Here is a 15,209-nt window from a genome sequence, read left to right as displayed (position 1 = left end):
TGATTTTAGACCGTCCTTCCAACTCCTCTGACGATTCCTTCAGCTCGCCGTGCCGGATCGAAGTACTCCTGAGCCAGACGGAGCACGTCATCGGCCGTGACGGCCGAAACGCGGGCGTCATGCTCCTCCAGCTCCGACAGCCCCGTGCCGAGCATCCACGCGTCCATCATGTCACCGAGTATAGCGCCGCCGCGTTCCTGACGTATTGCGCGCGATCCGATCGCGTATCGCTTTGCGCGATCCAGCTCGTCGGTCGTCACAGGCTCCCGGCGCAACTTCTCGAACTCGGCGAGGAGCCCGGCGCGGGCAACATCTTCCTTCTCGGGGGAAGTAGCGATGTACGCCACAAATGCGCCCGCAAGCTGATGCTCGCTGTTGAACGCGTGCACCGTATAGGCGAGCGACTGACGATCCCGCAGCTCATCGAAGAAACGGCCGCCCAGGCCGCTGCCGATGCTGGCGACGATGCGGGCGGCGAACCGATCGGGATCTCTGCGCGCCGGGCCGGGGAATGCTATCGCAAGCGCCGTCTGTGCCTTGTCGCGTGAATCATCCCGCGCGGACATTTCCGCGGGCCACTCCGGCGACGGCAACGGGAGTGGCGTGGATGCTGAAAGCGATCCGAACTCACCAGCAACGATGCGCGCGGCCTCCGCCGGATCGACATCACCGACAATGCCGGCGACCAGCGTGCCCTTCAGAACGCGTGAGCGATACCAGTCCCGAACGCTGCGTACCGAGACTTCGCGCAGCGAGCGCTCGGTGCCGAGCGACGAAACCGCATACGGATGACCCTTGAACGCAGCGCACATGACGAGGCGAACCGGATACCTGTACATGTCGTCGCGCATCGCAACGACGTCCGCGACTGCAACTGCGCGCTCGGTCTCGATCGCGTCTTCGCCCAGCGCCGCATTCTGAACGACATCGCCGAGGAGCTCCGCCGCCGCGGCGAGATGCCGCGCGGGGACCGACAGCGTCCATCCGAAACCTTCCAGTGCTACGCCGGCCTTGAGTCTGCCACCGAGCATCTCGACATCTTCCGCGAGCTGAGCGGCGCTTCGCCGCCGCGTTCCCTTGAGCATCGAGCGCGCGACGAGCGTGGTGATTCCCTTCAGCTCACCGGGCTCGTCGCGGGCACCTCCGGAAGCGAATACACCGAGGTGGACGATCGCCGAGCCGCGCTTTGGACGCACCAGCACTGGAAGGCCGCTGCGAGCTCGAAAGACGGAGACTCCGGCCTCTTCACGCTCGAACGCCGGCGCGGTCGCGCCAGGCGTGAGCGGAGCCCGGCGTCGAGGCGGCAGCGACTCGAGCGGCCGGGCGGGCTTGCCGCGAAGTATGCCGAGCATCTCATCCATACCTGACGCCACGGCAGGAGAGGCACCTGGACGGTACAGCACAACACCTGCGCGCTCCGTCGTGAGGTAACGCTCCGCTACTCTCCTGACATCGGCGGCTGTCGCGGACATGAATGCTGCTTTGTAGTCCTCACCAATCTCCCAGCTTCCCAGAGCTTCCCACTCGGGCAGATAGTTTGCCTGGCCCTCCATGGTTTCCAGGCGGCGGATCCAGCGAGCCTCGAAGACATGGCGAACACGCTCGAGGTCGGCGGTGGGAATGGGGCCCTCGATGAGCGCGCGCATCTGTGCCGCAATTGCGAGCGCCGCCTCCTCCGCGCGCTCGGGATTGGTCTCAGCGTGCACAACGAAGACACCGAGCTCGGTCGGCGTATAGTTGTAGGCCGTGACCGACGAGGCGAGCTGTCGCTCCCGCAGAGCGCGGTACAGCCGCGAAGCGCGGCCGGTGCCGAGCAGTGAAGCCGCTACATCCAGCGCCGCAGTATCCTCGTGCAAGGTACGTGGAGTGCGCCATCCGAACACCAGCTGCGATTGGGAAATGTCGCCGGACATTTCCCGATAACGAAAGTCATCGTGCGGCGGCTCAGCCGGCCCGGGATTGCGCGCCGGCGATGAGTCCGGAAGCGGTCCATAGAGATCCGACACACGCGACAGCGTCTGCGCTGTATCGAAATCGCCGACTATCGAAAGGATGGTGTTGGACGGCTGATAGAAGTTCCGGTAGAACCCGACAAGGTCTTCGCGGCTCAAGCTGCGAAGGCCGGGTTCGTGGCCGATGCGCCAGCGGCGGATACGATGCGCGTCGTGTATCAGCTCGTAGAGCGATTCGACGGCGAGAGCGCCCGGCGTGTCCGTTTTTCTTTTCACTTCCTGGATGATCACCTCGAGCTCCTTCGTGAGCTCGGCGGCGTCTATTGCGGAGTTCGCGTATGCGTCGGCCTGGATGTCGAGTCCGGCCGCGAGGCCGGACGAAGGAAGCACCGTGTAATACGTTGTGCTGTCATAGATCGTATGGGCGTTCAGATACCCGCCGCTCGCCTTTGTCTCCTTCGCGATCTCGCCAACGCCGCGTCGATTCGTTCCCTTGAAGAACATGTGCTCGAGAACGTGGGCGATCCCCACGATGTCGTCGGTCTCGTCGAAGTAACCCGCTTTCACATGCGTCACGATCGCGACGACCGGAGCTGAGTGATCCGACCGGAGAAGGACCGTCAATCCGTTCGGGAGGACGGCTCGCTCGACCGAGCCTGGCTCTATCAGCGCAGCCACTGTCGGTAGCGGCGGCGAGCCACGCGAGTGAAAGTCATCGGGACGCTACCGTTTCCGATCATCCGATTGGGCGTTTCCAGAGGACGACGAGTCCCGCGACAAAGCAGATCGCGCTGTAGCCGAGGAGCCACACAACTGCCCGGGTGTCCACCGTCCCGAGATTGACGAGGTCGTTGGGCGACAGCTGGTGCAGGGGCGGAAGGATGTTGCGGATGAAGAGCTTCCAGCCTGTTTCCAGTCCCCAGAATCCGTTCACCAGGGCGGACCCGAGGTAAATCCCCGCGAGAATCGGCCAGTCGTACCTGAACAGGCTGGAGACGAGAAACGCAATCCCCCCGAACGAGAGATACACGAGCGCGCAGAACGCGAGCGCACCGACCGGATTGATTGGTCTGATGACAATCGCAAAGACGCCGAGGAGGAAAACGAAAACCGTGAGAAATCCAACGACGGAGACGACGAAGTACTGCGTGTAGTACGCGGGGATACTGACGGGCTTGGAGAATAGAAAGCGATAATAGCCGAGCTTCCTGTCGGTCGAGACGATTCCATTCAAGGCGATGAACGCGGCGATGAAAACGACCTGCGGAAGCGCGAGTATCAGAATGCGCTTCGCATCGGCCTCGCCGATATTCGAGCCGAGCATCGCCCGCATCGGTGCGACCACCGTGAACCCCAGCAGCACGCTGGTGATTATCAGCGCCAGTCCGCGCTCTCTCACGAAGTCGCGGAAGTGCCAGTACGCATAGCGTGTGAGGTTCTGCGCCATCAGTTCTGTTCTCCTACTGCTTCGCGGAATTGCTGCTCGAGCACGGAACGCGCGGGCATGACCGCGGCAATCAGCACCCCCCCTGCGATGAGCCGCGAGAGCGCGGCGTTGAGCTCGACGACGCTTCCTACTGAAAGCTCAAACTCGCCCTCGCCGGTATCGACCGCAGCCGGAAAAAACTCCCTCACACGGGGCGCCCCGGCGGCGATCGACAGGCGATACTTGCCGCCGGTGTCAGTCGCCTCGTCGTAGCCCGTCTGAACCAGGCGTTGAAGCCGGCCACGGTCGATGATTGCGACGCGGTCGGCGAGCCGCTGCAGCTCATCGAGATTGTGCGAGGCGATGATTATTGTCCGTCCCGGCCGCCGGAGCCCTTCGACGATTCCCCGGAATCGCTGTGTCCACACGGGGTCGAGGCCGTGCGTCGGCTCGTCGAGAATCATTATCTGCTCGTCGCGCAGGAGGGACTGTGCCACTCCCAGCCGCTGCAGATTTCCCTTGGACAGCGCCTTGATCTTCTTATCGCGATGCTCGCCGATTCCGAGCTCCTCGATCACGGCGTTCACACGAGTCGGGATTTCACGCGGCGGCACCGCGGCGAGCGTGGCGAACCGCGTCAGCGCATCTTCCGCCTTCCAGTTCGGGTTGATCGACATGAGCTCCGACAGATAGCCGATGCCGTTTTTCTCGATGAATGCGCGCGGATCCATTCCGCGAATCAGGACCGTGCCGCTCGTCGGTTTCAGATAGCCGAGGAGAAGCGAAAGCAACGTGCTCTTTCCCGCCCCGTTGGGCCCGGCGATCCCGAGGACTTCGCCTTCGGCAATATCGAGCGAGAAATCAACGACCGCCGTTACCGAGCGGCCGAACAGGGGGCGATAGGTTTTAGAGGTGTTCTTGAGTTCGATCACAACGGCTGCAATGGCTGCTGCATGCACGAGCTCCAGACGCCGGGTCCGGCGCGGCTCAGGAAGCGCTGCGCTTCCTCCAGCCTGTTGAGTCGTGCCATGGCGCAGCCCAGGTAGCCCTGCGAGCTCTTGTCGTCCGGGTTCACCTGCACCGCGCGAACGAAGAATCGGCGCGAGAGCTCGTAATCCCCGGTCGAGAAAAGGATCAGTCCCATCTCGCGGAGCGCTATTGCGTTCTTCGGCTCGAGACGGATGGCAGCTTCCAGCTCGCGGCGCGCCGTGTTCACATCGCCGTCCTCGCGCGCCATGCGGGCGAGAAATACGTGCGGGGTCGCAAGCTCCGGATGCTCGCGAACGATCCGTGAGAATTCTCCGCGCGCGGCTTCACGCCGCCCCGTCTGCATCATCGTCACCGCTTCGTCCATGATCTTCGCCGGATCGCTGCGTCTTGCAATCAGCGCATATGCTCCGATTGAGCCGACGATTATCACGACCACGGACAGAATGAACCACAGGTTCTGCGGTATGCGCCGCGTGGCGGACGCGTAGGTCGGAGCCGGCTCTACCGGCGTCGAATACTCCGGCGGCGGCGTTGCTCCCGGCGTCGAGCGGTACACGCCGGGGGCGAACGGAGAGACGGGCGACGTGCGGTCGCGCGTATAACCGCCGGGCGCATAGGGCGAGCTCGCCGCGGCGCCTGCCGCAGCGCCGGCAGCCGCGCCTGCCGCAACCTCGCCTGGACGCGGGGGAAGTGGAGGAGCCTCGACAGCTCCAGCCTCCAGTCCGGCCTCGAGCTGCCGGAAGCCTTCGCGTGCGACTGCGACGTCGTTATCGGTGGCGCGGTATGTCGTACGGTTGGCACGGTCGCGCGCGCCCAGGAATTCTAGAAGCGCATAGGCCTGGCCGAGCGAGATGAGCTCGAGCTGGCGAAGCTCGCGGATCAAAGCCTGGCCTCCGAGCGACGACCCGCCCATCAACGCGCGAAGTGCCGTCTCCGTTCCCTGCCAGAGCTCCAGAATGTCTGCTGCCCGATCCTCACCATCGCGTGAGCGATCGAGCCGCCCTGCAATCGGTGACACCGCCCGCAGCGCGGCTAGAGCGGACTGCTGATTTGCGTTCATCTGACTATCCGCAGAAGTCCGGCATCGGCACTTCCGCGGATAAAGCTCTCCGCATCCTCGGTGGGGATGGTGCAACCGGTGAGCGAGTAGCCTCGACGCGCCTCGTTCACCATGAACTCCTTGATGGTTCCGCCTGCTTCCCCGCCCCGTGCGTCGCTCAGCTTCAGCAGAATCTCCTCCCAGGTTCCCTCGAACGAGTGATCCTCGTCGATCGTGATGCAGTGCGCTGTCGGCCCCAGGAGCTTCTCTTTTGCGAAGCTGCCGAGAAGTGCGCCGAACAGCTCGAGCTGTCCGCGCGCGTCGTTATCTGCCGACTCGGCGGCCCTGGCTTCGATCTCGGCGAGCATCTCGTCGATATCGTCGGGCTCGCCCGCCAGCTCGGCGAGGCGCTCCTCCCAGGGCTTGAGCTCCGGGTCGTTGTCTCGCAAACGGTAGACCATCTTCTTCAATTCTATCAGGCGCCAGATGCCCAATTCGTCCCAGTGGTCGTCGGGGGACGTCCGATCCAGATGGTACAGCGCGGCCTCGTAGTCCCCGCGGTCGTAAAAGATGTTTCCGAGGTAAATCCGCGCTTCAGTGTGGTCCTCGTCGATTTTGAGAGCCCGCCGAAGCGTGGCAATGGCCGACTCGTCGTCGCCCGCGCGGTGCTGGGCGTAGCCGATGCAGGAAACGGCTTCGGCGGAATCGGGTGTTTGCCGCGCCGCGATCTCGAAGTATTCGCGGGATTCGTCGATCAGTCCTTCGCGGAAAAGCGCCCGGCCGATCTGCAGCATGAGCTCGATGTCGTCCTCATAGCCGAGCTCGAGCGTGTGATGGAAACTCTTGAGGGCCGCGGCTTGCTGGCCGAATTTGAGAAGGGTCTCACCGAGTCCGGCTAGCGCGTCCTCATGTTCGGGGTCGAGGACGAGTGCCTCCTCGAAGCTGCGGCGGGCCCACGCGAATTCTTCGCGCGCGTGGTACGCGTAACCGACGCCAATGTGCAGCTCTACCGAATTCGGGTAGAGTGCGAGCCCCTCGCGAAGTACGTCCAACGCCTCGTCGTACTGGCCTTCGTTGTACAACTGATGCGCTCTCTCATCATACTCCTCGGAACTCAGAAACGGGGTAGCCATGGCGGGTTATTACCTCCGACTGATCGAGTTGCCCTATTGTACTATCGAAGCGCCGTTTTGTTCAAGCCGAAATGCTAAGGGTTCGAAGAGTTTTTCCGCAGACCACCTCCGCTTTTCTGAACGATCACGAAAAAGCGTTCCGGTCGTTGCCTGGACTCACGTCACGACGGCCGTTTGCTCGCTGAAACGCTGCCACTTTCCACTCTCCAGAATCTCTGCGATCGAGCCGACGACTTCCTCGATCTCCTCGTCGCGAGTGAAGAAATGGGGAGCGACCCTGATGCCCGCCCCCACTCTGTAGTCGACGAGGATCTCGCGAGCGAGCAACTCCTGAGCAACTTCGTAGCCATGATCGACATCGATCGCTACGGTGCCTCCCCGGCGCTCAGGATCCCTCGGCGCATTGACGCGAAAGCCGCGCTCGTCGGCAAGCTCAATCAGACGCGACGTCAGCTCGGTGCTCCGCGCGCGAATTGCTTTCATTCCGGCTCGACGGAGTATTCGCGGCCCCTCCGCGGCGGCATAAAGCGCGGGAATGACTGGCGTGCCGTTCAGCCAGCGGAACGGACCCGACGTGTACTCCATCTGCTCCTCGAACGCGAACGGACGCGCGTGCGCCTGCCATCCGGTGATGGCGGGCGCCATCTGGTCGCGCACACGAGGTGAGACGTAGAGAAAACAGCCCCCCGGACCACCACACAGCCATTTCAGAACGCCGCCGGTCAGAAAGTCCACGCCGCTCGCTTTGACGTCGACGGGCAGAATGCCTACCGAATGAAACGCATCAAGCGAGACCAGCGCCCCCATCTCGTGGGCTCGTCGGCAAATGGCGTTCGCGTCCATGACAAATGCCGATTTGAAGATCACGTGCGATACAGCCACGAGCTTCGTCCTCTCGTCGATCGCCGCGAGGAGCTTCTCCTGGTCGATACCGATGCCGTCCCCGGATTCCACGACCACCACACGCGCGCCGAACTTCTCGGCCAGCGCATGATACGCGTAGAGCACGGATGGAAAGTCCAGCGCCGTCATCACGATCGTATTTCTGTCGGCCGAGAAATCCATCGCCGATGCGACGGCTGACTGAGCAATGGATACGTTGGGCATCATCACGACTTCGTCGGCGCCGGCGTTCATCAGAGGCGCGATCTCGTTTCCGACTTGAACTGGCATTTCCCACCAGCCGCGTGCCCAGGCTTTTACGCCGAGGCCACCCCAGTCGCGCGCGTATTCGGCGAGCTTCCCGGGCACCGTCCTCGGCATCGGACCGAGGGAGTTCGACACGAGGTAGGTCGTCTTCTCGAGAATCGGAAATTCTTCGCGGAACGCGAGCAGCTGATTCGTGGACAAGTCTCGTTTATCCAGAGGCTGAGGTGGACTGATAACATTATAGCGTGCACACGAAATGTCGGAGTCGGATGACTCGCGGGAGTCGGGCCTGAAGGCGAAGCGCAAGACTTCATCGCGGCGCGCTCGTAAATCGACCCAGCCGCGACCGCGCATCGCGCTCGTGCTCGGAGGCGGCGGGCTGAAAGGGTTCGCACACGTCGGCGTACTGCGGGCGCTCGCCGAGCGGGACATAGTGCCAGCGGTTTATGCCGGAACGAGTATCGGCGCGCTCATCGCCTCTGCCGCCGCGGGAGGAATGCCCATTGACGACATGGCTGCCCGGGCGCGCGCTCTCAAGCGAAGCGACTTGTTCCGCCTCAACAGGCTCGGAATGGTGCTCGACCGAATGCACTTGCCGGCAATTTATCTGGAGAAGCCGTTGCGCGAACTGTGCGCGGCGGTTGCGCCAAAGGGGAAATTCCACGAGCTCGCCAACACGCTCCTCGTGAACACCGTCGATCTTCAGCGTGGAACGCAGGTGGTGTGGGGACTCCCCGGATTGAAGGACGTTGAGATCGCCGATGCAGTCTACGCGTCGTGCGCACTGCCGGGTTTTTATCCGCCGGGTCACGTCGACGGACGGCCCTGCGTCGACGGCGGAGTTATTGACAACCTTCCGGTTGCGATTGCCGGACGAGGAATGGACGCGGTTATCGCCGTCGACACTGGAAGCAGCGCATTGCTCACCGAGAAGGACATCGCGAAACACGGGTTCAGCGCGATCTACATGCGAGCCGCCACGACGATGATGCACGCGCTTCAGCTGGCGCCTCTGGAGCACTGGGCGGGGCCGCCGATGACGCTGATCCGGCCGAGGGTGACGCACATCGGGTGGTTCAGCTTCACCCATGCAGACGAGCTGATGGACGCCGGTTATCGCGCCGCGACGGAGGCGCTCGAGGGATTCGAGAGCACGCTCGGTGCCGGGACCGGGATCTTCCCCCTGCGCTCGATGCGGATCACGGTAGACCGGGACAAATGCATCGGCTGCACCCTGTGCGCTGCGCTCGCACCGCAAGCGATGGCGATGGACGAATTCGGGAAGGCGGTGCCGTGGACTCCAAACGTCGAGTGGTCGCCGGCCGATGGTGATTTCGTGCAGCACTGCCCGACGTACGCCATTGAAGTGACGCCGGCCGAGGGGGCGAGGATGGAGAATCCGCCTGAGGCACTGGAGGTTCCGCCGGCTGAAAGCGCGGGCGCCGCGTAAAGACAAGAGCAACCGAGAAATGTGCTAGATTTAGCGTAGCCTGCCGGAGCGAACTATCTACAGTCCGGCAGTGGCTCCGCGAACAACCGGCACGCGCACGGCGCGGCCTGTTCCAGAGAAAGACAAATGACAAACCCGAATTCTTTCGGCAGCCGCACGACACTCGAAGTCGGCGGACGGCAGTACACGTATTACCGGCTCGACTCCCTCGACTCACTCTCCGGCGGCAACGCCGCCCGCCTCCCGTTCAGCCTCAAAATCCTCCTCGAGAATCTCCTCCGCAATGAGGACGGGAAGTTCGTGAAGCCGGCTGACATCGAGGCCCTCGCCAAATGGAACGTGAGAGGCAACGTCGAGAAGGAGATCGCATTTCGAACCGCCCGGGTTCTCCTCCAGGATTTCACCGGCGTTCCAGCCGTGGTCGACCTCGCCGCGATGCGAGACGCCCTCGCGAAGCTCGGCGGTGATCCGAGGAAGATCAATCCGCTTCAACCGGTCGATCTCGTCATCGACCACTCGGTGCAGGTTGATGAATACGGCACTGAAGCGGCGTACTTCATCAACACCGGAAAGGAGTTCGAGCGCAACAAGGAGCGCTACGCGTTCCTGCGCTGGGGTCAGAACTCGTTTCGGAACTTCCGTGTAGTTCCGCCGGGCACGGGCATCGTTCATCAGATAAACCTGGAATACCTCGCCAAGACGGTTTTCACACAGGAAGAGAATGGCGAGACACTCGCATATCCGGATTCTCTCGTCGGCACCGACTCGCACACGACGATGATCAATGGGCTCGGCGTCCTTGGCTGGGGCGTCGGGGGAATCGAGGCGGAAGCAGCAATGCTCGGACAGCCCGTATCGATGCTGATTCCTGAAGTCGTGGGATTCAAGCTCCACGGCAAGCTGCCGCCCGGCGCAACTGCAACCGATCTCGTGCTCACAGTCACCGAGCAGCTCCGCAAGAAGAAAGTCGTCGGGAAGTTCGTCGAGTTCTATGGCGCCGGATTGTCGTCACTCTCGCTGGCCGATCGCGCGACAATCGGCAATATGTCGCCCGAATACGGTGCGACGATGGGGTTCTTCCCGGTCGATGCGGAAACGGTCAAATACCTGCGCTTCACCGGGCGCGACGAGCAGCAGGCCATGCTCGTCGAGGCGTACACAAAGGCCCAGGGATTGTATCGCACGGACGATACGCCCGATCCGGTTTTCTCGGATACGCTCCAGCTCGACCTCGGCAGCATCGAGCCAAGCCTCGCCGGGCCGAAGCGGCCGCAGGACCGCGTGCCGCTCAAGCACGCAAAGACGATGTTTCGCGAGGCGCTGCACGCTGACCTCGATCGGACGGGAACACTGGCGGCCGCCGCGGCTGCGCGACAGGCAATGTCTGTCGCCGCGTCGCCACAGCTTTCGCATACGGTGATCGCCGCAAATCACGAGGAGCAGGCGGGCGAGCAGTCGGCTGTACAGGTGACGATGAACGGCGAGTCGTTCGGACTGCGTCACGGTGCAGTGGTCATCGCCGCGATCACCAGCTGCACGAACACATCGAACCCGAGTGTGATGCTCGCGGCTGGACTCCTCGCGCGCAACGCGGTTGCTGCGGGACTGAAAACGAAGCCGTGGGTGAAAACGAGCCTCGCCCCCGGCTCGAAGGTGGTCACCGACTACTTCCGTAAAGCGAACGTGATGGACGACCTCGACAAGCTCGGGTTCAACGTCGTCGGTTACGGGTGCACCACGTGCATCGGCAACTCAGGGCCCCTGCCGCAGCCTATTGCCGACGCTGTCGAGGAGCACAAGCTCGTGGTTGCCGCGGTACTCTCGGGAAACAGAAACTTCGAGGGACGAATCAACCCTCTCACACGCTTCAATTATCTGGCCTCGCCGCCACTCGTCGTTGCCTACGCTCTCGCCGGAAGGATGGACATCGACTTCAACACCGAGCCGCTCGGTATTGGAACGAACGGGCCTGTTTTTCTCCGGGATCTATGGCCTGCGCCAAAGGAAGTCGAGGAGGAGATTCTGCGCTCGGTGAAGGCCGAAATGTTTCGCGACCAGTACGCCAATGTCTTCCGCGGCGACGACAGCTGGCGCTCCCTCCCCGTACCCGAGGGCGATCTCTACGCCTGGGATGAAACCTCTACCTACGTGAAGAATCCGCCGTTCTTCGACGGCATGACGCTCACGCCGCCGGGAGTGAGATCGATAGCGGGTGCTCGCGCGCTCGCGATGGTCGGCGACTCGATTACAACGGATCACATCTCTCCGGCCGGCTCGATTCCCGCCGCGAGCCCGGCGGGTAAATGGCTCATCGCGCAGGGAGTGAAGACCCTCGACTTCAATTCCTACGGCGCACGGCGCGGGAACCACGAAGTGATGATGCGCGGCACGTTCGCGAACATCAGGCTCAGAAACGAGCTCGCGCCGGGAACCGAGGGCGGGTGGACAACGACGACACCCGGAGGCGACGCGTCATCGATTTACGATGCCTCGATGGAGTACCAGCGTCAGGGCGTGCCGCTGGTGATAATCGCCGGCAAAGAGTACGGCACCGGATCGTCGCGCGACTGGGCGGCCAAGGGCACACTGCTGCTCGGCGTCCGCGCTGTTATCGCCGAATCGTTCGAGAGAATTCACCGCTCGAACCTGGTCGGGATGGGCGTGCTTCCCCTCGAGTTCGTGGATGGCGAGACGCGCGCGACGCTCGAATTAACGGGATTCGAGACTTACGAGATTCTGGGTCTCGCCGGGGACATGCGTCCGAAGGCCAAGCTCACGGTGAGGGCGAAGACGGACGATGGAACGGTCAAGACGTTCAGCGCTGTTTCGCGGATCGATACACCGGAGGAGATGAGCTACTACAGGCACGGCGGGATTCTGCCGTACGTGCTGCGCCAGCTCGTGTCGGCCTAGGCGCCGCGATTTTCTTTTTTCTTGAAATGCAGGCGGGGTATTGATTCCTCGATCTGCTCCGTAACCTCGTTCTCGATCTGCTCGGGATCGAGCGGACGCAACATCTCGCGCAGCTCGGGATCCTCTCCCATGGTGTAGCCGAGCCTGGTGTAGAGGCCGGCGACGAGGTGCAGCGTCTTCGTCACCTCCTCTTCGATGCGCAGGTTGATCTGTAGCGTCAGCTCTTCCCGCAGCTCGCCGATTGCCGATTCGCGGCTCTGGCTCATGAGGACAAAGGTCGAAAGGAATATCGCCTCGAGCGAAACGATCATCGTCAGGAGACCGAACGGGTAGGGGTCGAACTGGGGCAGTCCGAACAGCCCGAGGTTCCAGATGATCCACGCCGCAAAAGCGAAAACGTGGAAGAAGAAGAAACCAGTGCTGCTCGCAATATCAGTCAGTCGCGCCGCGAAAATCTCCATACGGCTTCGATCGCCCGAGTGTCGTGCCTTGATGGCGCGGAATGCGCTGGTGTGCGCGGCGCTGCGGCGCGAGCGCCGCTCTCCACCGACTCTGATGCCGGGTGTCTCGCCCACGGAGTGTTGGTCGGACTCGTGTTGGTTGGACTCGTTTTCCATCAACGCTGACTGAATAAGAAATGAGTACGTCGGATGGCTCGCACGGCTACTTCCTGCGCCCGGATAAACCTATCACCTTTCACTTCAATGACCACGCCATTCACCATCGGACTCGTCCAGGAATCGGTGACCGCCGACGCGGCCTCTAATCTCGAGCACGCAGTCGCCCGGATACGCGAAGCGGCGGGCCGCGGCGCGCAGATAATCTGCCTGCAGGAGCTCTTCAATTCTCCCTACTTCTGCAAAGCGGAAAAGTGCGACCGGTTCGACCTCGCGGAGCCGATCCCCGGGCCGACGGTCGAGCGCATGCAGTCGCTCGCGAAAGAGATGGAGATCGTTGTCATCGTGCCGATCTTCGAGCGGCAGGCTGCAGGGGTCTACCGGAATTCAGCGGCCGTGATAGATGCCGACGGCTCATTGCTCGGCGTGTACCGGAAGATGCACATCCCCGACGATCCGCTGTTCTACGAGAAGTATTACTTCACGCCCGGCGACTCACACGTCCAGTACGACGGAGATCATAAGGGATCCCATGGATTTCGCGTGTGGAAGACGCGTTACGCGAAGATCGGGGTGCTGATCTGCTGGGACCAGTGGTATCCGGAAGCGGCCCGCATCAATGCCTTGCTCGGCGCCGAGATCCTGTTCTATCCCACGGCGATAGGCTGGCACCCGGCCGAGAAAGCGGAGTTCGGCGAGTCACAGCTCGATGCATGGCGGACGGCGCAGCGCGCTCACGCAATCTCGAACGGAGTGTTCGTCGCGGCGCCGAATCGTGTCGGTCACGAAGATGAAGCGGGAACGAACGGAATCGAATTTTTCGGCCACTCTTTCGTGTGTGATCCGTTCGGGAGAATCATCGCCGAGGCAGGCGGGAAGCCCGCTGTGCTGGTCGCCGAGTGCGACCGCGGGCTCATCGAAGAAACGCGACGCAACTGGCCATTCCTGCGGGATCGCCGCATTGACGCATACGCGCCGATCCTCAATCGCTACATAGGATGACCGGCGCAAAGCCCGCGACGATGTCGCGGGCTGGCGAATCGGAGGGAAGCACCCGCTCGCGTTACACGATGCCCGCCGAGTGGGAGCGGCACGATGCCACGTGGATCGCCTGGCCGCATCACGAGCCCGACTGGCCGGGAAAGCTCGGCGCAATCCCATGGGTGTACGCTGAGATCGTCCGTTCCCTCCACACTCGCGAGCGCGTCGAAATTGTCTGCAACGACGAGAATGTCCGCGCCGCCGCCATGGCAATGCTCGCGGCGCACCACGTCGCCGAGGACGGATACCGCCTGCACGTAGTGCCCACCGACCGTGTATGGCTCCGGGACTCGGCTCCAACTTTCGTCTGGACCGACGACGGCTCCGTCGAGATGGTCAGCTGGCGCTTCAACGCCTGGGCCAAATACGACAATTATCGACTCGACAACGAGGTCGGCGCGGCGCTAGAACAGATTACCCTACTTCCGCGTATCGAGGCTCTTCGGGCTGACGATCGAAATCCGCTGGTCCTCGAGGGTGGCGGGATCGAGGTGGATGGCGCGGGGCGCGTGCTTGTCACGGAAGAGTGGCTCCTGAGCGACGTCCAGGTGCGCAACCCGGGAATGACGCGCGAGTCGTACGAAGAGGCATTCGCGCATTACCTCGGCGCAACTGAAACAGTGTGGCTCGGCAAGGGCTCCGCTGGCGACGATACGCACGGACATATCGACGACATCGCGCGCTTTGCTTCACCCGGCACCGTGCTGCTCGCGTTCGAGGAAAATCGAAGCGATGCCAATCACAAGCCTTCAGTCGATAACCTGAAACGTCTCGAGGCGATCGCGGCGGAGCGGCCGCTTCGCGTCGTGAAGCTTCCGTATCCCCGCCCGGTGATGATGGAAGGACAGCGCCTGCCCGCCAGCTACGCCAATTTCTACATCGCCAACGGCGTCGTTCTGGTGCCGACGTTCAACGACCCGATGGATCGGGTCGCACTCGACATCATCGCGGCGGAATTTCCCGTCAGGGAGATCGTCGGAATTCATTCAGTAGACCTGGTCTGGGGGCTTGGCACGCTTCACTGTCTGACTCAGCAGCAGCCGGCGCCGCGAACGAAGTGACCGCCCAGGTCGGCCAGCGCGAGTACACCGTTGTCTACGATGGCAGCTGCAATGTCTGCAGCCGGATCGTAAGCGTCCTCCAGCGGAGAGACATGGACGAGCGGCTGGAGATCATACCGTCCCGCGATGTCGCAGTCCCGCAGCGCTTCCCCTGGATTCCTCCGGGCGCATACGCAGAATCGCTGCAGGTGATTCGCACGGCGGACAACCGCACGTGGCAGGGTGCTGCCGCTGTCGAGCAGCTGTTGGACGTACTGCCCAAGGGCCGGTTTATCTCGTGGATATTCTCGATTCCGTTCGCCCGCCCGCTCGCTGAGAGGCTGTATCGCGGCTTTGCCCGAAATAGGTACAGGCTGGGCTGCAAGCTGCACTCGTGACCCCCGCGCGGGGACTTCGTCTATCCCCCGGGCGGTCTGCAGCCGCTCCCCGGGAGAAAAC

At 62.7% G+C, this 15,209-nt stretch carries 12 protein-coding genes; 5 read left to right on the top strand and 7 right to left on the bottom strand.

All coding sequences use genetic code 11. From position 1 onward, the window contains the following. Positions 1–5: 5 nt before the first annotated feature. The 6 genes from VES88_08035 to VES88_08010 form a co-directional block, all read right to left on the bottom strand. Positions 6–2,630 carry a pitrilysin family protein gene (locus VES88_08035; protein ID HYN81435.1) on the bottom strand — a complete coding sequence of 875 codons (2,625 nt, stop codon included), beginning with the start codon at positions 2,628–2,630 and terminating at the stop codon, positions 6–8. A 58-nt stretch (positions 2,631–2,688) separates the two neighbouring features. Next, positions 2,689–3,399, bottom strand: a complete 711-nt coding sequence (locus tag VES88_08030) for a hypothetical protein (GenBank protein ID HYN81434.1) — start codon at positions 3,397–3,399, stop codon at positions 2,689–2,691. Continuing rightward, the gene (locus VES88_08025; protein ID HYN81433.1) at positions 3,399–4,310 is read right to left on the bottom strand and encodes an ABC transporter ATP-binding protein; all 912 of its coding nucleotides are present in this window, start codon (positions 4,308–4,310) and stop codon (positions 3,399–3,401) included. Before VES88_08025 ends, VES88_08030 begins: the two co-directional genes overlap by 1 nt. Further along, entirely contained in the window at positions 4,307–5,428 is a 1,122-nt protein-coding gene (locus tag VES88_08020; GenBank protein HYN81432.1) for a tetratricopeptide repeat protein, read from the bottom strand. Before VES88_08020 ends, VES88_08025 begins: the two co-directional genes overlap by 4 nt. Beyond that, complete coding sequence (locus VES88_08015; protein HYN81431.1) at positions 5,425–6,540, bottom strand: tetratricopeptide repeat protein; 1,116 nt, start codon at positions 6,538–6,540, stop codon at positions 5,425–5,427. The genes VES88_08020 and VES88_08015 overlap by 4 nt, the downstream gene beginning before the upstream one ends. A 156-nt stretch (positions 6,541–6,696) precedes the next feature. Further along, positions 6,697–7,890 (bottom strand): aminotransferase class V-fold PLP-dependent enzyme, encoded by a 1,194-nt coding sequence (locus tag VES88_08010; GenBank protein ID HYN81430.1) that lies wholly within the window; start codon positions 7,888–7,890, stop codon positions 6,697–6,699. A gap of 55 nt (positions 7,891–7,945) precedes the next feature. On the opposite strand from VES88_08010, the gene VES88_08005 reads away from it, so the two are divergent. Both VES88_08005 and acnA read left to right on the top strand, forming a co-directional pair. After that, the gene (locus tag VES88_08005; protein HYN81429.1) at positions 7,946–9,139 is read left to right on the top strand and encodes a patatin-like phospholipase family protein; all 1,194 of its coding nucleotides are present in this window, start codon (positions 7,946–7,948) and stop codon (positions 9,137–9,139) included. Positions 9,140–9,265: 126 nt separating this feature from the next. Next, complete coding sequence (gene acnA / locus VES88_08000; protein ID HYN81428.1) at positions 9,266–12,052, top strand: aconitate hydratase AcnA; 2,787 nt, start codon at positions 9,266–9,268, stop codon at positions 12,050–12,052. Here acnA and VES88_07995 read toward each other — a convergent pair. After that, on the bottom strand, positions 12,049–12,627 hold the full coding sequence (locus VES88_07995; GenBank protein ID HYN81427.1) for a DUF1003 domain-containing protein: 579 nt from the start codon (positions 12,625–12,627) through the stop codon (positions 12,049–12,051). The two genes, acnA and VES88_07995, sit on opposite strands and share 4 nt — an antisense overlap. 129 nt (positions 12,628–12,756) lie before the next feature. Here VES88_07995 and VES88_07990 point away from each other — a divergent pair, with 129 nt between their 5' ends. The 3 genes from VES88_07990 to VES88_07980 are packed head-to-tail and all read left to right on the top strand — an operon-like array spanning position 12,757 to position 15,148. Beyond that, entirely contained in the window at positions 12,757–13,671 is a 915-nt protein-coding gene (locus VES88_07990; GenBank protein HYN81426.1) for a carbon-nitrogen hydrolase, read from the top strand. Then, entirely contained in the window at positions 13,668–14,771 is a 1,104-nt protein-coding gene (locus VES88_07985; protein ID HYN81425.1) for an agmatine deiminase family protein, read from the top strand. The genes VES88_07990 and VES88_07985 overlap by 4 nt, the downstream gene beginning before the upstream one ends. Further along, positions 14,768–15,148 carry a DUF393 domain-containing protein gene (locus tag VES88_07980; GenBank protein HYN81424.1) on the top strand — a complete coding sequence of 127 codons (381 nt, stop codon included), beginning with the start codon at positions 14,768–14,770 and terminating at the stop codon, positions 15,146–15,148. Before VES88_07985 ends, VES88_07980 begins: the two co-directional genes overlap by 4 nt. Positions 15,149–15,209 lie beyond the last annotated feature (61 nt).

This window comes from Gemmatimonadaceae bacterium (genome assembly GCA_035633115.1).
GTDB lineage: Bacteria > Gemmatimonadota > Gemmatimonadetes > Gemmatimonadales > Gemmatimonadaceae > UBA4720.
The sequence above is the reverse complement of the archived record's forward strand: the minus strand, read 5'-3'. Positions and strand labels throughout refer to the sequence as shown.

Coding starts and splice junctions, on each gene's coding strand:
- VES88_07990 (HYN81426.1), top strand. CDS start 12,757: ATGACCACGCCATTCACCATCGGACTCGTCCAGGAATCGGTGACCGCC.
- VES88_08005 (HYN81429.1), top strand. CDS start 7,946: ATGTCGGAGTCGGATGACTCGCGGGAGTCGGGCCTGAAGGCGAAGCGC.
- VES88_07985 (HYN81425.1), top strand. CDS start 13,668: ATGACCGGCGCAAAGCCCGCGACGATGTCGCGGGCTGGCGAATCGGAG.
- VES88_08020 (HYN81432.1), bottom strand. CDS start 5,428: ATGAACGCAAATCAGCAGTCCGCTCTAGCCGCGCTGCGGGCGGTGTCA.
- acnA (HYN81428.1), top strand. CDS start 9,266: ATGACAAACCCGAATTCTTTCGGCAGCCGCACGACACTCGAAGTCGGC.
- VES88_08030 (HYN81434.1), bottom strand. CDS start 3,399: ATGGCGCAGAACCTCACACGCTATGCGTACTGGCACTTCCGCGACTTC.
- VES88_08015 (HYN81431.1), bottom strand. CDS start 6,540: ATGGCTACCCCGTTTCTGAGTTCCGAGGAGTATGATGAGAGAGCGCAT.